Below are 21,538 nucleotides of genomic sequence, written 5' to 3' on the forward strand. Positions count from 1 at the left end.
AAGCGACCATGGCCGGCAGTCAGATCGAACGTGTTTTCAGTGTGCTCGAAAGCCTCACCAGCGATCCCCGTGGCCTGCCGATGCAGACCCTGGCGGAGCAGTTGGACATCCCCAAGAGTGCGACTCATCGCCTGCTGGCCGAGCTGATCCGCCTCGGTTATGTGCGGCAGAATCCGGATAATTTGCGTTATCACCTCTCGACCAAACTGGTGGCGATGGGCTTCCGTTACCTTTCGAGCAGCGGTGCCGATATCGTGCAGCCGGTGCTTGACCGCCTGGCTCAGGAAACCGGTGAGCTGGTGCGCTTGGGCGTGATCGACGGCGAGCGTCAGACCTGGATCGCCAAGTCCCAGGGCGCGCGCTCCGGCCTGCGTTACGACCCGGACATGGGCCGCGATGCGCCGTTGTTTTACACCGCCTCGGGGCATGCGTGGCTGGCGTGCATGAGCGATGCCGAAGCCTTGTCGCTGGTGGAACGGCAGGGCGCGCAGGTGCCGGAACATGTGGGGCCGAACGCGCCGCGCTCGAACATCGAATTGCTCGAACGCCTGCGTCTGGCGCGGGAACAGGGCTACGCCTGGGTCGAGGAGAGTTCGGCGATCGGCACTTCGGCGATTGCGGCAGTGGTGCGCCATCCCGCCGATGGACGGGTGATCGGCGTGCTCAGCATCGCCGGGCCGAGCGCGCGGATGCCGGGGGCGCGGCTGCATGAGCTGGCGCCGTTGTTGCTGGCGTACACCGAGGAGTTGTCGGCGGCGAGTTTGGCGTCGGAGTTGTTCAGCTAAGGCCTGTGCAAATCGACTGTGGGAGCGGGCTTGCTCGCGAATGCAGTGTGCCAGTCGCCATCCAGATCGCATGACACACCGCATTCGCGAGCAAGCCCGCTCCCACATTTTGAACAGCGTTCAACTTGAGAAGCTGTGCGCTGTTCGAACACTTTCAGGACAGGTCTGTGTAAGAATCTGGAACCAGGTTCTAAATTATTGGAATTCATCGCTCCAATAACACTCACAAGAGGACCGCATCTTGAATTCGCCACTTCGCATCGCCCTGATCGGTGCTGGCAACATGGGCCAGCAGCACTACCAGCATCTGCAATCCCTGACTGAAGCGACGTTGTGCGCCGTGGCCGATCCCGGACCGCAGGCGGCCAGTCTTGCGGCTGAATGGGGCGTAGCCTGTTTCGCCGATCATCGTCAGATGCTGGAGCAGGCGAAGCCAGACGCTGTCATCGTCGCCAACCCGAACACCCTGCACGTCAGCACGGCCCTCGATTGCCTCGCGGCCGGCGTGCCGGTATTGCTGGAAAAACCGGTGGGCGTGCACCTGGATGAAGCCAGAGAACTGGTGGCTGCCTCGAAGGCGAGTGGCGTTCCGGTACTGGTCGGACATCACCGCCGGCACAATCCGCTGATCGTCCGCGCCCACGAACTTATCCACAGCGGCGCATTGGGTCGGTTGACCACGGTCACGGCGCTCTGGCAGTTGCGCAAGCCCGACAGCTATTTTGAAACACCCTGGCGCCGCGAGGCCGGTGCGGGGATGTTGTTGACCAACCTGATCCACGACCTCGATCTGCTGCGGCATTTGTGCGGTGAAGTGCGTCAGGTTCAGGCCATCACCAGCAATGCCATTCGCGGGTTTGCCAACGAAGATTGCGCGGCAGTACTGCTGCAATTCGACAACGGTGCACTGGGCAGCCTGACCGGCTCCGATGCGGTGGCTGCGCCCTGGAGCTGGGAGCTGGATTCGGGGGAAAACCCGGTGTATCCGCGTCATCCTGATCAACCGTGCTACTTGCTGGCCGGGACAGGTGGGGCGCTGAGCATTCCGCAGCTAAAACGCTGGCACTACAACGAAGTCGATGGCGGCTGGCATCAATCGTTGCTGGCAACCCAGGAAAGCTTCAGTGCCGATGAAGCCCTGCGTTTGCAGTTGCAGCACTTCGTGCGCGTTGCGCGCCGGGAGGTCGAGCCGCTGGTGAGTGCCGCCGATGCCGCGCGTACGTTGGCGCTGATCGAAGCCATCCGCGAAGCCGCCGAAACCGGGCGTGCCTGCACGCCATCCTTGATCGAGGGTTGAGCATGAGCGAACGTATCTTCTCCCTGGCCAGCCTGACCGTGCTTGAGTTGTCACCGCCCGATATGGTCGAGGTCGCCGCGCGGGCCGGTTACAGTCATGTCGGCTTGCGTCTGGTACCGGCGACCCCGGAGGAGCACCATTTTGCCTTGGTGGCCGACCACGAATTGCGGCGCCAGACCCTGGCGCGTCTGCGCGATACCGGTATTCGGGTGCTGGACGTCGAAATCCTGCGGCTCAAGCCGGAAACCGTCGTCGACGATTTCGAGAAAATCCTCGCTGTGGGTGCCGAGTTCGGCGCCAGTGAGTTGCTGGTGGCCGGTAACGATCCTGACGAACAGCGGCTGACGCAGCATTTTGCCGAGCTCTGTGATCTGGCGGCAGCCTATGGGCTGCACCCGCACCTGGAGTTCATGCCCTGGACCGATGCGCGCAATCTTCAACAAGCCACACGTATCGTGGAAAACGCCGGGCGTGAAAACGGCGGCGTATTGGTCGACGCCTTCCACTTCGACCGCTCTGGATCGCGGCTGGAAGAACTGGTCAAAGTTGCCCCCTCACGGTTACGGTATGCACAGTTGTGTGACGTCGCAGGACCTCGGCCGGCCGACATGGCGGAGATCTTGCGCCAGGCGCGCAACGAACGGCGTTTCCCCGGCGATGGCGATTGTGACCTGCCGGGGTTGTTGCGCGGTTTGCCGGCTGACATTCCATTGAGCCTGGAGATTCCCACCGTGCAGTTGCTGGAGCAGGGCGTGAGTGGATTGGACCGGGCGCAGATGGCGCTGGATAAAACCCGGGAATTGTTGGCGCGGCTGTAATCGGTGCTGCGCACCTATCTCGGGCAAGCCACGCTCCCACAGGTTCTATGCTGACTGGGTGGAAGCGTGGTTTGCCCGTGATGCTTTTGACTTCAAGTAAGGAAACCCAATGACCGTCAGCACCCCGCTTTCCGGCGTCAATCAGCCCTTCAAAGGGATCCTGCTGATCGTTGTCGCAACCTTCCTGTTTTCCAGCCACGACGCCTTTTCCAAGTACCTCTCCGGTTTCTATCCCATTGTCATGGTGGTCTGGGCGCGCTACGTGGTTCACACCTTGCTGATGGCCGGGATTTTCCTGCCGCAGTCCGGGCTGCGGGTGCTGCGTACCAAACGGCCGTTACTGCAGGTGATCCGGGCGTTGTGCCTGCTGGGCACCAGTCTGTTTTTCACCACGGGGCTGATGTACATCCCGCTGGCCGAGGCCACGTCGGTCAACTTCCTCGCTCCGGTGCTGGTCACCGCGCTGTCGGTACCGCTGCTTGGCGAGCGCGTGACGCGAGGGCAATGGCTGGCGGTGATTTTCGGTTTTAGCGGAGTGCTGATCATCGTTCACCCCGGGGGTGATCTGTTTACCCCGGCGGTGTTGCTGCCGTTCTGCTCGGCGCTGTTTTTCTGCTTCTATCAACTGCTGACGCGCAAGCTCAGCGAGATCGACAGCCCGACCACCAGCAACTTCTTCGCCGGCTTGTGCAACACGCTGGTGATGAGTGCGCTGGTGCCGTTCTTCTGGCAGACGCCGAACCTGGTGCATGGCGCGATGATGCTGGCGCTGGGGGCCTGCGGGATGACGGCTCACCTGTTCCTGACCCAGGCTTTCCGCCTCGCGGCACCGGCACTGCTGGCGCCGTTCAGCTATTGCCAGATTATCTTCGCCGGCCTGCTGGGCTGGCTGCTGTTTTCCCATACACCGACACTGACCACCGTGCTCGGCATTGCCGTGATCTGCTGCAGCGGGTTGGCGGCAGCCTGGCAGCAAAGTCGCCGCTAAGCTGCGGCAAAACGCAGACAAAAAAAAGCGCAGACCCGAGATCGGGCCTGCGCCGAGGGAACATCAGTCTTCTACTTTCGGAATCTTGCGCGGTGCCATGAAGTACATCCAGGTCAGCGCAATGAAGTACATCGCCGGAATGATAGTGAACAGCACGGTGTAGTTGTTGTTGGTGACGGTCAGGATGTGGCCGACCAACTGGGTCATGAACATCCCGCCAATCGCCGCACACATGCCGCCGAAGCCGAACACCGTACTCATCATGTGCTTGGGCGTGTAGTCCATCACCAGGCTCCAGATGTTCGCGGTCCAGGCCTGGTGCGCGCCGATGGCCAAGGAGATGGCGAACACCGCGACCCACAGGTTGCTGGAGCCGGCGGCCATGATCACGCCGATGATGCAGCAGGCGAACAGGAACATGGACATCAGTCGCGCCTTGATCGGGTTGACGCCGCGACCGATCAGGAACGAGGAGAGGATGCCGCCGCCAACGCTACCGAAGTCGGCAGTGAGGTAGATGATGATCAGCGGGATACCCATCTGGGTGACGTTGATGCCCAGGTTGTATTGCTGGTTGAGGAACGGCGGCAGCCAGTACAGGTAGAACCAGAACACCGGCGCCGTCATCGAGTAGGCGAGGGCGAAGGCCCAGGTGCCGCGCATGCGCAGGATTTTCGAGAACGGCACGCGGGTTTGTTCCGGTTCGACTTCGTTCTGGATGTAGTCCAGCTCCGACTGTTTGACGCTCGGGTGGTCTTCCGGGTTGAAGTACTTCAGGCCCCAGAGCACCAGCCAGATCCCGCCCAGTGCCGACATGCACAGGAACGCGGCCTGCCAGCCCCAGACGTGCAGGATCAGTGGCAGCAGCATCGGGGTGAACATCGCACCGACGTTGGTGCCGGCGTTGAAAATGCCGGTGGCCACGGCGCGCTCGCCGGCCGGGAACCACAGGCGTGTGGTTTTCACGCAGGCCGGATAGTTCGCCGCTTCGGTCAGGCCGAGGATGAATCGGCAAACCATGAAGCCGACCGCCGAAGTGGCCAGGCCGTGGGCGCCGGTCGCCAGGCTCCAGAGCAGCACGGCGCAGAAGAACACGCGCTTGACGCCGACCCGGTCGATCAAGCGGCCTTGCAGCACGAAGCCGATGGCGTAACCGACCTGGAACCAGAAGTTGATGTTGGCGTAGTCCATCGCCGTCCAGCTCATTTCCTTGGCCAGGATCGGCTGCATCACCCCCAGGGCAGCGCGGTCGATGTAGTTCAGGGTGGTGGCGAAAAACACCAGTGCCAGCATGCCCCAACGGGTTTTGCCGACTGCCATGGCGCCGCGAATCTTGTCGCCGATACCGCCGGTGGCGGTGCTCATGGCAGGTGCCATGCGAGAGCTTTGAGAAGGAATCATGTGTGCCATCCGTTCAATGACTGACAAGCGGGGCTCGTCGTGACTTCAAGGGCGCGTGATCAATCGGTCTGTCGCGGCGTGCGCGAAAGGGCTGATCGGCTGTGTTCGTCGGCTGACGGGATATTCAGCGAGCGGGCACGGTTGTGCCGGCGGTGCGCGGGGTTCGGATGGGCGCCAGGCAAGGCGTAATGACGGTGGAGCGAGTGATCAAGGCGTTGAATGAGCGCATGAGCGTATACCCGTTTTTTGAAATTTTTATGTGGTGTTCTGGGTTTTGTTGACCGGGGCCGACGATTTCAAGACCGGACCCAATGTGGTGTTGATGTTGCGCAGTGAACAAAAAATCGTCAATTCGCTATCGGCCATTGTGTTCGATAATCGCACGCAAAACTAACTGGGTAGTACACTTTAAATTGCTCAATGCACCGACCGGCTCAATAATCGGTTCACTCTTTTAAAAGCGGCGCAAATTCCCTGTAGCCGAAGCCTCCACCGGGAGCCGAAACATGCAGCGTTCCATTGCCACCGTATCCTTGAGCGGTACCCTGCCGGAAAAACTCGAAGCCATTGCCGCCGCCGGGTTCGACGGCGTCGAGATTTTCGAGAACGACCTTCTCTACTACGACGGTAGTCCACGGGAAATTAAACAGATGTGCGCCGATCTCGGGATCGCCATCACGCTGTTTCAACCGTTCCGCGATTTCGAAGGCTGCCGCCGCGATCGCCTGTCGCGCAACCTGGAACGCGCCGAGCGCAAGTTCGACCTGATGCAGGAGCTGGGCACTGACCTGGTGCTGGTGTGCAGCAATGCCTCGGCCGAGTCCATCGGTGATGAGCAGATCCTGGTCGACGACTTGCGACTGCTGGCCGAGCACGCCGGGGCACGTGGCCTGCGCATCGGTTACGAAGCGCTGGCCTGGGGCCGGCATGTGAACACCTGGCAACAGGTGTGGAACATCGTGCGTCAGGCCGATCACCCAAGCCTCGGCGTGTTGCTGGACAGCTTTCACACCTTGTCGCTCAAGGGCGATCCAAGTGCTATCGCCGAGATTCCCGGCGACAAGATTTTCTTCGTGCAAATGGCTGACGCGCCGATCCTGGCCATGGACGTGCTGGAGTGGAGCCGGCATTTTCGCTGCTTCCCGGGCCAGGGTGAATTCGACTTGCCGGGGTTCCTCGCGCCGATCATCAAGAGCGGGTACACCGGGCCTTTGTCGCTGGAGATCTTCAACGACGGTTTCCGCGCCGCGCCACCACGAGCCAACGCCGCCGACGGCTTGCGTTCGTTGCTGTATCTGGAAGAGAAAACCCGCGAGCGCCTGGCGCAGGAAGCCAAGCCTGCGGGCAACCCCGAGATTCTGTTCGAAACGCCCAAGGCCAGCGAGTACAACGGCATCGAGTTCCTGGAGTTTGCCGTGGACGAAAGCCTCGGCGCCAAGCTCGCCCATTGGCTTGAGCGACTGGGTTTCGTCAAGGCCGGGCAGCATCGTTCCAAGAGCGTCAGCCTGATGCGTCAGGGCGATATCAACCTGATCCTCAACTCCGAACCTTACTCCTTCGGTCACAGTTTCTTCGAGGCGCACGGCCCTTCGTTGTGCGCGACTGCCGTGCGGGTCAAGGATAGCGCCAGTGCGCTGGCTCGAGCCGTGGCCTACAAGGGCCAGCCCTATCGCGGGCTGGTGGGTCCCAATGAACTGGAACTCGCCGCCGTGCGTGCGCCGGATGGCAGCCTGATCTATCTGGTGGACCAGGATGCCGACGTCTACGGCACCGACTTCAATCTGCTGACGGATGCGCCGGTCAGCGGTGGCCTCAAGCGCATCGACCACATGGCCATGGCGCTGCCGGCCGACAGCCTCGACAGCTGGGTGCTGTTCTATAAGAGCCTGCTGGATTTCGAGGCGGACGATGAAGTCGTACTGCCGGATCCTTACGGTCTGGTGAAGAGCCGTGCCCTGCGCAGCCGGGACAGTTCGATCCGCCTGCCACTGAACATTTCCGAGAACCGCAACACCGCGATCTCCCACGCGCTGTCGAGTTATCGCGGTTCCGGTGTGCATCACATCGCGTTTGATTGTGATGACATCTTTGCTCAGGTCAGTCGTGCAAAAGAGGCGGGCGTGCCGCTGTTGGATATCCCGCTCAACTACTACGATGACCTGGCGGCGCGATTCGATTTCGACGACGAGTTCCTCAGCGAACTGGCCTATTACAACGTGTTGTACGACCGCGACGCCCAGGGCGGTGAGTTGTTTCATGTGTACACCGAGCCGTTCGAGGGGCGATTCTTCTTCGAGATCATCCAGCGTAAAAACGGTTATGCCGGCTACGGCGCGGCCAACGTCGCGGTGCGCCTGGCGGCCATGGCCAAATCCCGTAGCGGCGCATTGCGCCAGGCGAAGTTGTAGGAAATTCGTAAACGCGGGATTAAACGTGGGCTGCGCGGCTTCCTTCACCGTGCCGCGCAGCCCATAATCGCCAGCCTGTGCAGTGATGGCCGTGAGCCCGCAATGACAATGACCTCAGAACTCCCCGCAGCCTCCGTAGAACCTGGTGCCGAGCCGCGCAAGAGTCGCAAGAACAACCCGGAAAAGACCCGCGAAAACATCCTGCAGGAGGCGATTGTCGAATTCGTCCAGCAGGGGCTTTCCGGGGCTCGCGTCGATGCCATCGCCGAGCGCATCCACACCTCCAAGCGCATGATCTATTACTACTTCGGCAGTAAGGAGCAGCTCTATGTCGAGGTGCTGGAGAAACTCTACGGCGATATCCGCAACACCGAAAATCGCCTGCACCTGGCGGAGCTGGCGCCGGTCGAAGCCATTCGGCGGCTGGTGGAGTTCACCTTCGATCACCATGATCGCAACGTCGATTTCGTGCGTATAGTCAGTATCGAGAACATTCACAACGCCGAGTACGTGAAGCGCTCCGATGCGATCAAGGCGATGAACAACACTATCCTCGATTCACTGGGCGAGATTCTGCGTCGCGGTGCCGAGCAAGGGCTGTTCCGTACCGGTCTTGATCCGCTGGATGTGCATCTGCTGATCAGTTCGTTCTGCTTCTATCGCGTCTCGAACCGCCACACCTTTGGTGAGATTTTTCAGATCGACCTGCCGGACGAATGCATCAAGCAGCGTCATCGGGAGATGATTTGCGAGTCGGTATTGCGCTACCTGCAGACCTGAATCCATCGCGGGCAAGCTACGATCCTGTGGGAGCGTGGCTTGCCCGCGAAGCTTTTCAGTCATTCATGCTCTGGAAATGCTCAAGCATCCGCTGGGCATCCGGTACCACGCCGCTGAACAACTCGAACGCCTTCACCGCCTGAAACACCGCCATGTTGCCGCCGTCCAGCGTCCGGCAACCGAGGGCGCGGGCGTTGCGCAGCAGTTCGGTTTCCAGCGGGAAGTAGACGATCTCCGCCACCCACAATTCGGCCCGCAGCAACTCCACCGGCACCGGCATGCCCGGCAGCTTTTTCATGCCCATCGGTGTGGTGTTCACCAGGCCGTCAGCCTGGGCCATGGCGCTGGGTAGGTCATACCCGGCCACCGCTCGAGCGACGCCGAAATGCTGATTGAGATTGTCGGCCAGATCCTGGGCGCGACGGATGTCCACGTCAAAAATGCTCAGCTGTTGTACGCCTTCGCTCAACAACGCGTGGGCCACCGCCGCACCTGCGCCGCCGGCGCCCATCTGTACGACACGTTCAACGGCAACGCCCTTCAAGCCCCGGCGAAAGCCCTCGGCAAAGCCCAGGCAGTCGGTGTTGTGGCCGATGCGTTTGCCATCCTTGAGCACCACCGTGTTGACCGCACCGATACCGCGGGCCTCCGGCGAGAGTTCGTCGAGCAGCGGGATGATCGCCTGCTTGCATGGAAAGGTGATGTTCAGCCCGGTGAAGTTCATGCGCTCGGCAGCCATCAGCAGGTCGGGCAGGGCGTTGCTGTCGAGTTTCAACTGATCAAGATCGATCAGGCGATACAGGTAGCGCAGCCCCTGGGCATCGCCTTCATGCTCGTGCATGGCCGGTGTGCGGGAAGCCTGGATGCCGGCGCCAATCAGCCCGGCCAGTATCACGTGGTTCTGAGTCACGGCGATCACCCTTTCAAACGATGACTGAAGTGTTCCAACGCCAGGCGATAGCCATGACTGCCAAAACCGGCCATCACCGCCGTTGCAATGGCGGATACGAACGAGTGGTGGCGGAAGGGTTCGCGGGCGTGCACGTTGGACAGGTGGACTTCGATCACCGGCAGTTCGCTGGCGACCAGGGCGTCGCGGATCGCAACGGAGGTGTGGGTCCACGCGGCAGGGTTGATGACGATCCCGGCGCAGCGACCGCGGGCGGCGTGAATCCAGTCGAGCAATTCGCCTTCATGGTTGGTCTGGCGAAACTCCACTGCCAGACCGAATTCTTCGGCGGTACGTGCGCACAGGACCGAAATGTCTGCCAGGGTTTCGTGGCCGTAAGTCGCCGGTTCACGGGTGCCAAGCAGGTTCAGGTTCGGGCCGTTGAGCACCAGAACGATAGGGGACATCGGAATCTCTCCACTTATTATTTTTGGAATCGGCCGAGGATCTCGGCCTGTGGAGATAAATTGTACTAACTAGTTAATTTGGTCAATTGGAGTGAAGGCACGCTGGCGGTTTGTGGGCGGTGATCGGACACTTTCGGTGTTCAGCGCGGCAAATGCTCCACCAGAAAATCAATGAACGCCCTTAAGCGCAGCGGTACATGCCGACTTTGCGGGTACAGCAAGGTAAACGGCCGCGACCGCCCGCCATAGGGCTTGAGCACTTCCAGCAGCGAGCCGTCGGCCAGTTCCTTTTCCACGATAAAACGGTAGGTCTGAAACAACCCCGCCCCGTGTTTGGCCAAGGTGACACCGCCCAGCACATCGTCGGAACAGCTGAGGCTGCCTTCGGCCAGAATCTCCCGGGGCACGCCTTCATCGTTGAACAACCAGGCAATGCGCCGGCCACTGCTGGGCAATTCGTACTGAATGCACTCGTGGTTTTCGAGGTCGTCGAGGGTTTGCGGAGTGCCGGCCCGTTTCAGGTAATCAGGGCTGGCGATCATCACCAGGGCGGCATCTTCCAGCGGTCGGGCGATCAGGCCGGAATCCGGGATGGCTCGCACGCGAATCGCCATGTCGTAGCCTTCGCCGACGAAATCGATGTTGCGATTGCTGATGTGCGACTCGACCTTCACCGCCGGATAGCGCGCCCGAAATTCGGGCAACAAAGGCAGGATTCGATGATGCGCGTAGGTGGTCGGAATACTGATGCGCAAGGTACCGGACGGCACTTGCTGCTGGCCCATCACCTCGCGCTGGGCCTCGACCAGTTGTGCCAGGGCAAGGCGGCACTCCTCGTAATAGCGGCGACCACTGTCGGTCAGCTTCACGCTGCGGGTGGTGCGCGCAAACAGACGCACGCCCAGGCGTTCCTCCATGCGCGACACCGAACGACTCACGGCCGCGGGGGTGACACCTGCCACCAGCGCCGCGGCAGTAAAACTGCCGGCTTCGGCGGCCAGGCAAAACAGCTCAATGCTGCCCAACTGAAGATCTTCGAATTGTCGCTGCATGATTGATTACACCGGAGATCAGATGAAGGAGCTGGATCAGTATTTATCAGGTGCTAGAGCCGTAATGAAAGGATTTCTTACCATTGCGCGCGGTGTTCCGCAGGGCCGGGTAACGCCTGGACGCTAGTCTGAGGACGCAAGAAATGATTCTACGGCCAATGCCAGCGGTCGGGTTTTCCAGAGAATGTCGAATCCTCGGATTCATTAACCTAACGGATGGGTTAGCATGAAGATATGCAATCACAAGGGACTGTCGGTAGTGATCATGTTGCGAGACGAGCATTGTCCGCCCCATGCGCATGTGGAGGCGGGTACGTGGAGTGCGAGATTCAGGTTCAGCTTTTGGCACAACGGTGTCGAGCTCTGGGATGTAGTTCCGCTTTCGCGTCGGCCACCGTTGGCGGTGCTTGAGGGATTGCGCCAATCGCTCCAGCAACCTGCCCATTTGCGGCGCGCCCGGGGCATCTGGTGGCGAAAGTTACAAACGGCTTGTCTTGATAATCAATTGTGGGACTGGCAAAGCAACGAAGTCGTTGTGGTGAAAAGGGTTGTCAGTACCACCAACATGATTGGATCGGCTTGCTACGAACCTGAATCGAACAAGACGTTGCTGTCCCTGATAGGCGCACAGGAAGGTGTGGAGATCGAGTTATGAAAACGATAAAAGCCAAGGTTCAGGCCGATAATCCCGTAACGGAAAGTAGCCTGGACAAAGCCATTGAACGTGGCGAATTACGTAGAAAAAATAGCCTGCAGGCGACAGCGGTTACCTACCAGGCCCCCTGTCTGGCTGTCAGCTTCGAAGACGGCAGCGGCGTATTGTTGCCCGTGGCCAACTATCCGGAGTTCGATGATTTTGAGGGCGGGGACTTCGCCAGTCTGACTGTCGGTTACGCGGGTACTGCACTGTGCCATGAAAGCAAAGACCTGCATGTATCTATCGCCGGGATGATTTCTGCGAGCAAGCCGCTGATGGCCATGGCGGCCTCGGTCGTCGCTTCGCGCAATGGTCGCCAGAGCAGCGCCGCAAAGTCTGAAGCCGCGCGGGCCAACGGCAGGAAAGGCGGGCGCCCGCGCAAAGTCGATGTTGTCTTGTAAGTGTGCCCACAAAAAAGCCGTCGAGAAGACGGCTTTTTTGTGCCTGGCAGGCGCCATCAACGCCGGGTCAGCATCACCCCGGATTCCATGTGATGGGTCCATGGGAACTGGTCGAACATCGCGCATTGGGTGATGCGGTGGGTGTCGTGCAGTTGGGCGATGTTGGCTGCCAGGGTCTGCGGATTGCAGGAGATGTACAGGATGTTGTCGAAGCGCCGGGTCAGCTCGCAGGTGTCCGGGTCCATGCCGGCACGGGGCGGGTCGACGAACACGCTACCGAACTCGTAGCTCTTGAGGTCGATGCCATGCAGGCGCCGGAACGGGCGCACTTCATTCAGGGCTTCGGTCAGCTCTTCAGCGGACAAGCGCACCAGGGTGACGTTATCCACAGCGTTTTCGCTGAGGTTGCTCAGCGCCGCGTTGACCGAGGTCTTGCTGATTTCGGTGGCCAGCACTTTGCGCACGCGGGTGGCGAGCGGCAGGGTGAAGTTGCCGTTGCCGCAATACAGCTCCAGCAAATCATCGGAGCGATCGCCAAGCGCATCGTATGCCCAGTTGAGCATCTTCTGGTTCACCGTGCCGTTGGGCTGGGTGAACGCGCCTTCAGGCTGGCGATAGCTGAAGGTGCGGCCGCCGACTTCCAGCTTCTCGACCACGTAATCGTGACCGATGACTTCGCGTTTGCCCTTGGAGCGGCCGATGATGCTGACGTTCAGGTCGGCCGCGAGTTTCGACGCCGCCGTATGCCAGTGCTCGTCCAGCGGGCGGTGATAGCACAGGGTGATCATCGCGTCGCCGGCCAGAGTGGTCAGGAACTCCACCTGGAACAGCTTGTGGCTCAGGGGCGCACTGGCTTGCCACGCGGCCTTCAGCTGCGGCATCAGCTGGTTGATGCGCAGGCTGGCAATCGGGAACTCTTCGATCAGGATTGGCGTGCGTTTGTCTTCCTGGGAAAACATCGCGTAGTGACGCTCGCCGGCCTCGCGCCACAGGCGGAACTCGGCGCGCAGGCGGAAGTTTTTCAGCGGCGAATCGAAAACGGCGGGCTCCGGTGCATCGAACGGGGCCAGCAGGTCACGCAAGCGCGTGACCTTTTCTTCGAGCTGAACGGCGTAGGCCTGGGAATCAAAAGTCATGCGTTGAACCAACCCAGCTTGATCACGAACAGAATCGACAGGATCACCAGCGCCGGGTTCAGCTCACGGCCGCGACCGGACATCAGCTTGATGGCAGTCCAGGAAATGAAACCGAAGGCGATGCCATTGGCGATGGAGTAAGTAAACGGCATCGCCAGCGCGGTGATCACCACCGGCGCGGCGACGGTAATGTCGTCCCAGTCTATTTCGGCCAGACCGGATGTCATCAGCACGGCGACGAACAGCAGTGCCGGCGCGGTGGCGAAGGCTGGAACGCTGGCGGCCAGTGGCGAGAAGAACAGCGCCAGCAGGAACAGGAACGCGACCACGATGGCGGTCAGGCCGGTGCGGCCACCGGCACTCACGCCAGCAGCGGACTCGATGTAGCTGGTGGTGGTCGAAGTGCCCAGCAGGGAACCGGCCATGGCTGCGGTGCTGTCGGCGATCAGCGCGCGGCCCATTTTCGGCATGTGACCGTCTTTGCGCATCAGACCGGCGCGCTTGGCGACGCCGATCAGAGTGCCGGAGTTATCGAACAGATCGACGAACAGGAAGGCGAAGATCACGCTGACCAGACCGATGTCCAGCGCGCCCTTGATGTCCAGTTGCAGGAAGGTCGGGGCCAGGGATGGCGGCATCGACATCACGCCGCCGAACGGGGTGAAGCCCATCACGATGGAAACGATGGTCACCACCAGAATGCCGATCAGCACCGCGCCGCGCACGGCAAGGGCTTCGAGGGCGACGATCAGGGCAAAACCGAGGGTAGCGAGGATCGGAGCCGGTTGTTTCAGGTCACCGAGGCCGACCATGGTCGCCGGGTTGCTGACCACGATACCGGCGTTGTGCAGGGCGATCAGCGCCAGGAACAGGCCGATACCGGCGGCAATCGCCGAGCGCAGAGGCAGCGGGATGCTGTTGATGATCCATTCACGGATGCGGAAGATCGACAGCAGGAAGAAGCACACCGCCGAGATGAACACCGCACCCAGCGCCACTTGCCAAGTATGGCCCATGTGCAGGACCACGGTGTAGGTGAAGAAGGCGTTCAGGCCCATGCCCGGAGCAAGGGCGATCGGGTAGTTGGCGATCAGGCCCATGGTCGTCGAGCCGATGGCGGCGGCCAGGCAGGTGGCGACGAACACTGCGCCCTTGTCCATGCCGGTCTCGCCGAGGATGCTCGGGTTGACGAACAGAATGTAGGCCATGGCCAAAAAGGTCGTGACGCCCGCCAGAATCTCGGTCCGCACGTTGGTGTTGTGTGCCTTGAGTTGAAACAGCCTTTCCAGCATGTCTGCTCCCCGTGGCGCGCCGGGCGCCGTGAATGTATCGACCTCAACAGCAAAGCACAGGCAGCAGAACGCGCCTGGAAATTACTGTGGGCCGGAAAAAGCCGCGCATCATACCAGTAGCTTGGGAATATGGCTGCTTTGGCGGTGATCGTCGTCGATGTTTTGCGACAAAGCCAAGTGCGCCATACTGCGCGCTGGTTTTTTTGGGGTGGATGGGTCCTGCATGAAAAAGCGTCTGGTTGCCGCCTTCGGTGTATGGATGGCGTTGTTTCTCGGGGCTCAAACGACCGTGGCGGCCTCGGCCCCGCCACTGACGCAATTGAAGGTACTCAAGGTCGCGTCGCCGTCCTGTGGTGTCGAGAACATCGACGAAGGGCAAACCCGGACGCGTTGCGATCACAATGGCCCGAACATCACGGTGTATGTGCTGGAAGTGGGCTACGGGCGTGAGGCCCATGTCGCCCTCGATGGTTTCGAGGTGAACGGCACACGGACACCGGTTTGCGCGTTCAAGAACGGCAACCTGACCAGTTGCACCCCCGGGGAAAAAACCGTCGGCTATTTGTACGCTCTTGATCTGGCGGGCAAGCAGGAAGGCACATTGACCTTCAGCAATACCTCGATCAACGCGCCCGGCAACACGATGTCGACGCAGCTTTACATCAAGTAACCACAGGTCTCGAACAAGGGGCGGGAAAGCTGTCTACGCTTAAAAGATCATTCTGTGGACAGCATCTGATGACCTTTAGAGCCTTGATTGCCCTCGCCGAGGGCACCGATGACCTGCAAACCGTGACCCTGATCGACGTGCTGCGCCGCGCCAAAGTAGAAGTGGTGGTGGCCAGTATCGAAGGGCGGCGCATGCTCACCTGCGCCCGCGGTACTCGCCTGACTTCCGATGCGATGCTGGTGGACTTGCTGGCGCAACCCTTCGACCTGATTGCCTTGCCCGGTGGTGCGGTGGGTTCGCAGCACCTGGCAGCCCACCAACCCCTGCAACAATTGATCATGGATCAGGCGGCAGCCGGTCGCCTGTTCGCCGGCATCGCCGAAGCGCCCGCCGTGGCGCTGCAGGCCTTTGGCGTATTGCGTCAACGGCGCATGACCTGCCTGCCCTCGGCCAGTCATCAACTGTCGGGCTGTACTTTTGTCGATCAACCGGTGGTGGTCGACGGCAACTGCGTCACGGCCCAAGGCTCAGGCGCCGCTTTGGCGTTTGCCCTGGCGCTGGTGGAGCAACTCTGCGGTAAAGCCACTCGTATGGCAGTGGCGGGGGAGTTGCTCGTTTAGAGAGTGTCAGACTTTCGCCTCTTCCTTCTCTTCATCTTTAGCCACGTGCATGCGATCGCGGCTGGCCAGTGTCGGGAACAGTTTGACCCACACCCCGGTCACCACCAGCGTTCCGATCCCGCCCAAGACTACGGCTGGCACAGTGCCGAACCAATGGGCGGTCAGGCCTGATTCGAATTCACCCAACTGGTTCGAGGCTCCAATGAACAAACCGTTCACGGCGCTGACCCGGCCGCGCATTTCGTCCGGTGTTTCCAGTTGTACGAAAGATGCGCGAATCACCATGCTGATCATGTCTGCCGCGCCCAATACCACCAGCACCGCCAGGGAAAACCAGAACGAGGTCGACAGGCCGAAGGCGATGGTTGCCACGCCGAAGATGCCTACGGCCGTGAACATCACCCGCCCGACGTTGCGCTCCACGGCAAACCGCGCCAGGAACAGCGACATCAGCAGCGCACCCACTGCCGGTGCCGAGCGCAACAGGCCGAGGCCCCACGGGCCGGTCAGCAGAATGTCCTTGGCGAACACCGGCAGCAGCGCCGTCGCACCACCCAATAGCACCGCGAACAGATCGAGGGAGATCGCCCCGAGAATGTCCGGACGACTGTGGATAAAGCGAATGCCCGCCAGCAGTGAGTCCAGAGTGGCCTTGCCCTTGTTTAGCGGCGTTTGCCGGGCCGGCAGGTTGAGCATCAGCGAACAAGCGATGACATACAGCAGCACCGTCGGGCCATACACCCAGACGCTGCCGAAGCCGTAGAGCAAACCGCCGAGGGCCGGGGCGACGATGGTGGCTGATTGCTGGGCCGATTGTGCGGCGGCGACCGCTCGGGGAAACAGCGCGCTGGGCACGATGCTTGGCAACAGCGCCTGGGTGGTCGGCATTTCAAAGGAACGAGCGGCACCGAGCAGGAAGGCCAGGATAAAGATCATTTCCCGGGTGACATGGTCGGTCGCGCTGCCGATGGCCAACGACAGGGCGATCAATGCCTGCAGGAACTGGCAGATCGCCGCAACCTTGCGCCGGTCATAGCGGTCGGCGACGTGCCCGGTGTGCAGCATGAACAGCACGCGCGGGGCGAACTCGACCAGGCCGACCAGACCTAGGTCGAGCACGTTGCCGGTCAATTGATACAGGTTCCAGCCGATGGCCACGGTGAGCATCTGGAAGCCGCTGGCGGTAAATACCCGGGCCAGCCAGAACGCGAGAAAAGGGCGATGGTGACGTAACAGCAAGGGCTCTTGGCTGGGCATCTGCGGGGAAATCTGGGGGAGAGGGGAACGGCGAGATTATCACCAACCTGTAACAGAAAGTTGCCGTGACAAAAAAATAGTTAGCCAGACATCGATTTTTCAAACGCCGAAAACCTTGTGGCGAGGGAGCTTGCTCCCGCTGGGCTGAGAAGCAGCCCTAATCTCAGCAGGTTCGCTCTTTCATGTGAATGGCATTCATTGCTATGACGACTGCTGCGCAGCCGAGCGGGAGCAAGCTCCCTCGCCACGGGCAATTTATTTCAGGCCATTTCGATAGCCGTGAGGCAACTTGTCACGCGGCAAAAGACCACGCGGTTCATCCCCGAAATTGGGACTACTCTTTCAACGTTGATTGATCCAGATCAAAACCCACAAAAGGAATTGATCCGGCGGCCGCAAGGCCAGACTCCCTGCGTTGTGATGCGTGCAAAAAAAGAACAAACAGAGATTCGCCACACTCCATACCCGTGGGGGCCGTGGGTGCAGGCTTCCAGCCAGCAGCCGTACTACCTGACAGAGGAAGACTTATGTTCGGTTTAGAGGCACTTGATCTCGCCCGAATTCAGTTCGCGTTCACCATCTCGTTCCACATCCTGTTTCCGGCCATCACCATCGGCCTGGCGAGTTACCTGGCAGTACTCGAAGGCCTGTGGCTGAAAACCCATAACGACACCTACCGTGACCTCTACCATTTCTGGTCGAAGATCTTTGCCGTCAACTTCGGCATGGGGGTGGTTTCCGGCCTGGTAATGGCCTATCAATTCGGCACCAATTGGAGCCGCTTCTCGGACTTCGCCGGTTCCGTGACCGGGCCGTTGCTGACCTATGAAGTGCTCACGGCATTCTTCCTCGAAGCCGGGTTCCTCGGCGTCATGCTGTTTGGCTGGAACAAGGTCGGGCGTGGCCTGCACTTCTTCGCCACCGTGATGGTGGCCATCGGTACATTGATCTCCACGTTCTGGATTCTCGCCTCCAATAGCTGGATGCAGACCCCGCAGGGCTTCGAGATCGTCAACGGTCAGGTCATACCCACCGACTGGCTGGCGGTTATCTTCAACCCGTCGTTCCCGTATCGCCTGATGCACATGGCCACGGCTGCATTCGTCGCCACGGCCTTCTTCGTCGGCTCCTCCGCGGCCTGGCATTTGCTGCGCGGCAAGGACAACCCGGCGATCCGCAAAATGCTCTCGATGGCCATGTGGATGGCATTGATCGTCGCGCCGATCCAGGCCGTCATTGGTGATTTCCACGGCCTCAATACGCTTGAGCATCAGCCGGCAAAAATCGCTGCGATCGAAGGCCACTGGGAAAACAAGGGTAACGAGGCGACTCCGCTGATCCTGTTCGGCTGGCCGGACATGAAAGAAGAGAAAACCAAGTTCGCTGTCGAGATCCCGTACCTGGGCAGCCTGATCCTCACGCACACCCTGGACAAACAGGTGCCGGCGCTCAAGGAGTTCCCGCCTGAAGACCGGCCGAATTCAACCATCGTGTTCTGGTCGTTCCGGATCATGGTCGGCCTGGGCTTCCTGATGATCTTCACCGGTTTGTGGAGCCTGTGGCTGCGCAAGCGCGACACCCTCTACACGTCGCGGCCGTTCCTGTACCTGGCATTGTGGATGGGGCCGTCCGGCCTGATCGCGATCCTCGCCGGCTGGTTCACCACGGAAATCGGCCGTCAGCCATGGGTGGTCTATGGCCTGATGCGTACGGCGGATGCGTCGTCCAACCATAGCTTCGTGCAGATGAGCATCACCCTGATCCTGTTTGTCGTGGTTTATTTCGCGCTGTTTGGCGCCGGTCTTGGCTACATGATGCGCCTGGTGCGCAAGGGGCCGAAGATCGACGAAGGCAAGGAAACCAACGACGGAGGCCCCGGCCAGAAACGCACACCGGCCCGTCCGCTGTCCGCCGCTGACGACGATCACACCGATGCCGGCCACAGCCTGACAAAGGAGATTTGAATCATGGGTATTGATCTTCCGCTGATCTGGGCCGTGATCATCATCTTCGGCGTCATGATGTACGTGGTCATGGACGGTTTCGACCTGGGCATCGGCATTCTCTTCCCGTTCATTCCGGGCAAGACGGATCGCGATGTGATGATGAACACCGTCGCCCCAGTCTGGGACGGCAACGAGACCTGGCTGGTGTTGGGTGGCGCGGCGTTGTTCGGCGCGTTTCCGCTGGCCTATTCGGTGGTGCTCTCGGCGTTGTACCTGCCGCTGATCCTGATGTTGATCGGGCTGATCTTCCGCGGCGTGGCTTTCGAGTTCCGTTTCAAGGCCAGGGACGACAAGCGGCATCTGTGGGACAAGGCGTTCATCGGTGGCTCGGTCACTGCGACGTTCTTCCAGGGCGTAGCACTCGGCGCGTTCATCGATGGGATGCCGGTGGTCAATCGGCAGTTCGCCGGTGGTTCACTGGACTGGCTGACACCGTTCACGATGTTCTGTGGTGCGGCATTGGTGGTGGCGTATGCGTTGCTCGGTTGCACCTGGTTGATCATGAAGACCGAAGGCAAGTTGCAGGAACAGATGCACGACCTGGCACGGCCATTGGCCTTCGTACTTCTGGCGGTGATCGGCATCGTCAGCATCTGGACCCCGTTGGCCCACGCAGAAATCGCCGCACGCTGGTTCACCATGCCGAACCTGTTCTGGTTCATGCCGGTGCCGATTCTGGTGCTGGTGACGATGTACGGCCTGATCCGCGCCGTGGCCCGCAACGCGCACTACACGCCGTTCCTGCTGACCCTGGTGCTGATCTTCCTCGGTTACAGCGGCTTGGGCATCAGTTTGTGGCCGAACATCATCCCGCCGTCGATCTCGATCTGGGACGCCGCCGCGCCGCCGCAAAGCCAGGGCTTCATGCTGGTGGGCACGCTGTTCATCATCCCGTTCATCCTGGGCTACACCTTCTGGAGCTACTATGTGTTCCGCGGCAAGGTCACCCATGAAGACGGCTACCACTAGCCCTGTGCACCGCGAACCTGTGGGAGCGAGCTTGCTCCGGGCGGCGTTCCGACGATGGCGTCCTGACAGACGCCATCGATCTACATCGGAGGATTTATCAATGAACGGCAAACATTCCCTGCACGACATTGAAGAAGCCGAAAAAAAGCCGCTGTGGCAGCGGCTCGGCTGGTTGGCCCTGATCTGGGTCGGCAGCGTGGGCGCCTTGTTCATAGTCGCCAGCCTGATGCGTCTGTTCATGAACGCGGCCGGCCTGACCACGCACTGACATCTCTCCCGTGGCCTCAAGGCACGGATTTACGACCCTCCGACCGGAGGGTTTTTTTTGCCTGTTACTTGCGCGCCTTGAGGATCACGAACTTCGGATTGGCCGCCACTTGCTCGACGCCACGGAACAATCGCGCCAGCTTGCTGCGGTAGCCCAGGTGACGATTGCCAACGATGTACAGCGCGCCGCCCACGACCAGCGCTTCGCGGGCCTGCTGGAACATCCGCCAGGCCAGGAAGTCGCCCACCACTTGTTGCTGGTGAAACGGTGGATTGCACAGCACGACGTCAAGCGATTGCGGTTCCTGGCCGGCCAGGCCATCACCGGCTCGCACGATCACTTCCCGTTCACCCAAGGCTGCGCGCCAGTTTTCGCCGGCCGACTGCACCGCCATGAACGACTCGTCCACCAGCGTGTAGTGAGCCTCGGGATTTTGCAGGGCGCTGGCGATGGCCAGGACGCCGTTGCCACAACCGAGATCGGCGACCCGCGCTGAGCCAAGGTTTTTTGGCAGGTGTGGCAAAAACGCCCGGGTGCCGATGTCCAGGCCTTCGCGGCAAAACACATTGGCGTGATTGAGCAGTTCGATGGCCGGTTCGTCGAGTCGGTATCGCGTTGGGTAAGGCGACACCGCTGGAGTTTTGTCTTGAGCCGTGGCAATCAATAGCCGGGCCTTCTTCACCGCCAACGAGGCTTGCACGGGGCCGATGTAACGCTCCAGCAAGTCGCCCGCCGCCCGGGGCAGATGCTTGATCATGGCTGCGGCAATCACTTGGGCGCCAGGTGTCAGTTGGCCTTGCAGGCGGATCAGTTGTTCTTCCAGCAGGGCCAGGGTTTTCGGTACGCGGATCAGCACGCAGTCGAACGGACCGGCAGGGGCTTCGCTGGCGGGTACGCTCGGCACCGCATCAAACGCCAGGCCGTTGCGCACCAGGTTCTTTTCCAGACCCTGGAAAGCCAGGAACGAATCACCGCTGCTGACCACCTTCACCTTGCCCACCAGGCTGGCCGCCAACGCGCCGAAACTGTCATTGAGCACCAATACCCGGGTGTCCGACGCCGGCTGCTGCTCGGCCAGATGATTGAGCAGGTATTCGTCGGCCGCATCGAAAGCTTGCAGCGGTTCGTTCTGCTGTTCGGGCTGGCGGATCAGGTCGAGGCTGGCGAAGGGTGTTTCGAGCAAAGGCATGGGGCGGGGCTCTGGGTAATCAACGGATGTCCCGCTGCCCTAAGGCGTTGGAGCGGGCGGAGCCGTCCGAGTGAACTGCGTCGTGGAGGTCTACACGTCATCACTCAGGAGGGACCGCAAATGGTACGTTTTTTTTGCCTGGATTACC

The 21,538-nt window shown here is 60.7% G+C and carries 21 protein-coding genes; 13 read left to right on the top strand and 8 right to left on the bottom strand.

Annotation, left to right across the window (positions count from 1 at the left end):
- Positions 1 to 8: 8 nt before the first annotated feature.
- From AC1DVE_RS24000 to AC1DVE_RS24015, 4 genes are all read left to right on the top strand, one after another.
- Positions 9 to 785, top strand: a complete 777-nt coding sequence (locus AC1DVE_RS24000; protein WP_223453516.1) for an IclR family transcriptional regulator — start codon at positions 9 to 11, stop codon at positions 783 to 785.
- Between the two features lie 241 nt (positions 786 to 1,026).
- Positions 1,027 to 2,082, top strand: coding sequence for a Gfo/Idh/MocA family protein (locus tag AC1DVE_RS24005; RefSeq protein WP_223459144.1), 1,056 nt, complete (start codon positions 1,027 to 1,029; stop codon positions 2,080 to 2,082).
- A gap of 2 nt (positions 2,083 to 2,084) precedes the next feature.
- A complete protein-coding gene (locus AC1DVE_RS24010; RefSeq protein ID WP_223533663.1) occupies positions 2,085 to 2,900 on the top strand; it encodes a sugar phosphate isomerase/epimerase family protein in 816 nt (271 codons plus the stop codon).
- A gap of 109 nt (positions 2,901 to 3,009) precedes the next feature.
- A complete protein-coding gene (locus AC1DVE_RS24015; RefSeq protein ID WP_008052441.1) occupies positions 3,010 to 3,888 on the top strand; it encodes a DMT family transporter in 879 nt (292 codons plus the stop codon).
- A 63-nt stretch (positions 3,889 to 3,951) separates the two neighbouring features.
- Here AC1DVE_RS24015 and AC1DVE_RS24020 read toward each other — a convergent pair whose 3' ends face one another.
- Positions 3,952 to 5,289, bottom strand: coding sequence for an MFS transporter (locus AC1DVE_RS24020; RefSeq protein ID WP_223459148.1), 1,338 nt, complete (start codon positions 5,287 to 5,289; stop codon positions 3,952 to 3,954).
- Between the two features lie 506 nt (positions 5,290 to 5,795).
- Here AC1DVE_RS24020 and quiC point away from each other — a divergent pair.
- Together quiC and AC1DVE_RS24030 are read left to right on the top strand one after the other, a co-directional pair.
- Positions 5,796 to 7,697, top strand: coding sequence for a 3-dehydroshikimate dehydratase QuiC (quiC, locus tag AC1DVE_RS24025; RefSeq protein WP_223534500.1), 1,902 nt, complete (start codon positions 5,796 to 5,798; stop codon positions 7,695 to 7,697).
- A gap of 102 nt (positions 7,698 to 7,799) precedes the next feature.
- Positions 7,800 to 8,477, top strand: a complete 678-nt coding sequence (locus AC1DVE_RS24030) for a TetR/AcrR family transcriptional regulator (protein ID WP_223533661.1) — start codon at positions 7,800 to 7,802, stop codon at positions 8,475 to 8,477.
- Positions 8,478 to 8,532: 55 nt separating this feature from the next.
- On the opposite strand, the gene AC1DVE_RS24035 is transcribed toward AC1DVE_RS24030, so the two are convergent.
- From AC1DVE_RS24035 to AC1DVE_RS24045, 3 genes are all read right to left on the bottom strand, one after another.
- Entirely contained in the window at positions 8,533 to 9,387 is an 855-nt protein-coding gene (locus AC1DVE_RS24035) for a shikimate dehydrogenase (RefSeq protein WP_223459161.1), read from the bottom strand.
- Positions 9,388 to 9,392: 5 nt separating this feature from the next.
- Positions 9,393 to 9,833 (bottom strand): type II 3-dehydroquinate dehydratase, encoded by a 441-nt coding sequence (gene aroQ, locus AC1DVE_RS24040; RefSeq protein ID WP_223459163.1) that lies wholly within the window; start codon positions 9,831 to 9,833, stop codon positions 9,393 to 9,395.
- Positions 9,834 to 9,973: 140 nt separating this feature from the next.
- A complete protein-coding gene (locus tag AC1DVE_RS24045; RefSeq protein ID WP_223459165.1) occupies positions 9,974 to 10,885 on the bottom strand; it encodes a LysR family transcriptional regulator in 912 nt (303 codons plus the stop codon).
- Positions 10,886 to 11,111: 226 nt separating this feature from the next.
- On the opposite strand from AC1DVE_RS24045, the gene AC1DVE_RS24050 reads away from it, so the two are divergent.
- Both AC1DVE_RS24050 and AC1DVE_RS24055 read left to right on the top strand, forming a co-directional pair.
- Positions 11,112 to 11,540, top strand: a complete 429-nt coding sequence (locus AC1DVE_RS24050; protein ID WP_223459167.1) for a DUF4160 domain-containing protein — start codon at positions 11,112 to 11,114, stop codon at positions 11,538 to 11,540.
- Positions 11,537 to 11,983, top strand: a complete 447-nt coding sequence (locus AC1DVE_RS24055) for a DUF2442 domain-containing protein (RefSeq protein WP_223459169.1) — start codon at positions 11,537 to 11,539, stop codon at positions 11,981 to 11,983. The genes AC1DVE_RS24050 and AC1DVE_RS24055 overlap by 4 nt, the downstream gene beginning before the upstream one ends.
- A 56-nt stretch (positions 11,984 to 12,039) precedes the next feature.
- Here the strand turns inward: AC1DVE_RS24055 and trmA are convergent, their stop codons facing one another.
- Together trmA and AC1DVE_RS24065 are read right to left on the bottom strand one after the other, a co-directional pair.
- Positions 12,040 to 13,119: a tRNA (uridine(54)-C5)-methyltransferase TrmA gene (trmA, locus tag AC1DVE_RS24060; RefSeq protein WP_223459170.1), complete on the bottom strand. Its 1,080-nt coding sequence runs from the start codon at positions 13,117 to 13,119 to the stop codon at positions 12,040 to 12,042.
- Positions 13,116 to 14,411: an NCS2 family permease gene (locus AC1DVE_RS24065; RefSeq protein WP_223459172.1), complete on the bottom strand. Its 1,296-nt coding sequence runs from the start codon at positions 14,409 to 14,411 to the stop codon at positions 13,116 to 13,118. Before AC1DVE_RS24065 ends, trmA begins: the two co-directional genes overlap by 4 nt.
- 223 nt (positions 14,412 to 14,634) lie before the next feature.
- On the opposite strand from AC1DVE_RS24065, the gene AC1DVE_RS24070 reads away from it, so the two are divergent.
- Complete coding sequence (locus AC1DVE_RS24070) at positions 14,635 to 15,081, top strand: DUF4879 domain-containing protein (RefSeq protein ID WP_223459174.1); 447 nt, start codon at positions 14,635 to 14,637, stop codon at positions 15,079 to 15,081.
- A 68-nt stretch (positions 15,082 to 15,149) separates the two neighbouring features.
- Positions 15,150 to 15,701: a DJ-1 family glyoxalase III gene (locus AC1DVE_RS24075; protein WP_223459176.1), complete on the top strand. Its 552-nt coding sequence runs from the start codon at positions 15,150 to 15,152 to the stop codon at positions 15,699 to 15,701.
- Positions 15,702 to 15,707: 6 nt separating this feature from the next.
- On the opposite strand, the gene AC1DVE_RS24080 is transcribed toward AC1DVE_RS24075, so the two are convergent.
- The gene (locus AC1DVE_RS24080; protein WP_223459178.1) at positions 15,708 to 16,958 is read right to left on the bottom strand and encodes an MFS transporter; all 1,251 of its coding nucleotides are present in this window, start codon (positions 16,956 to 16,958) and stop codon (positions 15,708 to 15,710) included.
- Between the two features lie 527 nt (positions 16,959 to 17,485).
- Here AC1DVE_RS24080 and AC1DVE_RS24085 point away from each other — a divergent pair.
- The 3 genes from AC1DVE_RS24085 (at position 17,486) to AC1DVE_RS24095 (ending at position 20,201) form a co-directional block, all read left to right on the top strand.
- Complete coding sequence (locus tag AC1DVE_RS24085) at positions 17,486 to 18,922, top strand: cytochrome ubiquinol oxidase subunit I (protein ID WP_223459180.1); 1,437 nt, start codon at positions 17,486 to 17,488, stop codon at positions 18,920 to 18,922.
- A gap of 3 nt (positions 18,923 to 18,925) precedes the next feature.
- Positions 18,926 to 19,933: a cytochrome d ubiquinol oxidase subunit II gene (gene cydB / locus AC1DVE_RS24090; protein WP_223534498.1), complete on the top strand. Its 1,008-nt coding sequence runs from the start codon at positions 18,926 to 18,928 to the stop codon at positions 19,931 to 19,933.
- A gap of 100 nt (positions 19,934 to 20,033) precedes the next feature.
- Positions 20,034 to 20,201, top strand: a complete 168-nt coding sequence (locus tag AC1DVE_RS24095; RefSeq protein ID WP_015096916.1) for a DUF2474 domain-containing protein — start codon at positions 20,034 to 20,036, stop codon at positions 20,199 to 20,201.
- 64 nt (positions 20,202 to 20,265) lie between these two features.
- On the opposite strand, the gene AC1DVE_RS24100 is transcribed toward AC1DVE_RS24095, so the two are convergent.
- Positions 20,266 to 21,390 carry a methyltransferase gene (locus AC1DVE_RS24100; RefSeq protein ID WP_477784258.1) on the bottom strand — a complete coding sequence of 375 codons (1,125 nt, stop codon included), beginning with the start codon at positions 21,388 to 21,390 and terminating at the stop codon, positions 20,266 to 20,268.
- Positions 21,391 to 21,538: the final 148 nt, after the last annotated feature.

The sequence above is a fragment of the Pseudomonas sp. P4_B4 genome, assembly GCF_056402255.1.

Excerpts from the sequence above, each read along its gene's own strand:
- AC1DVE_RS24000 (WP_223453516.1), top strand. The coding sequence starts at position 9 with ATGGCCGGCAGTCAGATCGAACGTGTTTTCAGTGTGCTCGAAAGCCTC.
- AC1DVE_RS24010 (WP_223533663.1), top strand. The coding sequence starts at position 2,085 with ATGAGCGAACGTATCTTCTCCCTGGCCAGCCTGACCGTGCTTGAGTTG.
- AC1DVE_RS24015 (WP_008052441.1), top strand. The coding sequence starts at position 3,010 with ATGACCGTCAGCACCCCGCTTTCCGGCGTCAATCAGCCCTTCAAAGGG.
- AC1DVE_RS24020 (WP_223459148.1), bottom strand. The coding sequence starts at position 5,289 with ATGATTCCTTCTCAAAGCTCTCGCATGGCACCTGCCATGAGCACCGCC.
- quiC (WP_223534500.1), top strand. The coding sequence starts at position 5,796 with ATGCAGCGTTCCATTGCCACCGTATCCTTGAGCGGTACCCTGCCGGAA.
- AC1DVE_RS24030 (WP_223533661.1), top strand. The coding sequence starts at position 7,800 with ATGACAATGACCTCAGAACTCCCCGCAGCCTCCGTAGAACCTGGTGCC.
- aroQ (WP_223459163.1), bottom strand. The coding sequence starts at position 9,833 with ATGTCCCCTATCGTTCTGGTGCTCAACGGCCCGAACCTGAACCTGCTT.
- AC1DVE_RS24045 (WP_223459165.1), bottom strand. The coding sequence starts at position 10,885 with ATGCAGCGACAATTCGAAGATCTTCAGTTGGGCAGCATTGAGCTGTTT.
- AC1DVE_RS24050 (WP_223459167.1), top strand. The coding sequence starts at position 11,112 with ATGAAGATATGCAATCACAAGGGACTGTCGGTAGTGATCATGTTGCGA.
- AC1DVE_RS24055 (WP_223459169.1), top strand. The coding sequence starts at position 11,537 with ATGAAAACGATAAAAGCCAAGGTTCAGGCCGATAATCCCGTAACGGAA.
- trmA (WP_223459170.1), bottom strand. The coding sequence starts at position 13,119 with ATGACTTTTGATTCCCAGGCCTACGCCGTTCAGCTCGAAGAAAAGGTC.
- AC1DVE_RS24065 (WP_223459172.1), bottom strand. The coding sequence starts at position 14,411 with ATGCTGGAAAGGCTGTTTCAACTCAAGGCACACAACACCAACGTGCGG.
- AC1DVE_RS24070 (WP_223459174.1), top strand. The coding sequence starts at position 14,635 with ATGAAAAAGCGTCTGGTTGCCGCCTTCGGTGTATGGATGGCGTTGTTT.
- AC1DVE_RS24075 (WP_223459176.1), top strand. The coding sequence starts at position 15,150 with ATGACCTTTAGAGCCTTGATTGCCCTCGCCGAGGGCACCGATGACCTG.
- AC1DVE_RS24080 (WP_223459178.1), bottom strand. The coding sequence starts at position 16,958 with ATGCCCAGCCAAGAGCCCTTGCTGTTACGTCACCATCGCCCTTTTCTC.
- AC1DVE_RS24085 (WP_223459180.1), top strand. The coding sequence starts at position 17,486 with ATGTTCGGTTTAGAGGCACTTGATCTCGCCCGAATTCAGTTCGCGTTC.
- cydB (WP_223534498.1), top strand. The coding sequence starts at position 18,926 with ATGGGTATTGATCTTCCGCTGATCTGGGCCGTGATCATCATCTTCGGC.
- AC1DVE_RS24095 (WP_015096916.1), top strand. The coding sequence starts at position 20,034 with ATGAACGGCAAACATTCCCTGCACGACATTGAAGAAGCCGAAAAAAAG.
- AC1DVE_RS24100 (WP_477784258.1), bottom strand. The coding sequence starts at position 21,390 with ATGCCTTTGCTCGAAACACCCTTCGCCAGCCTCGACCTGATCCGCCAG.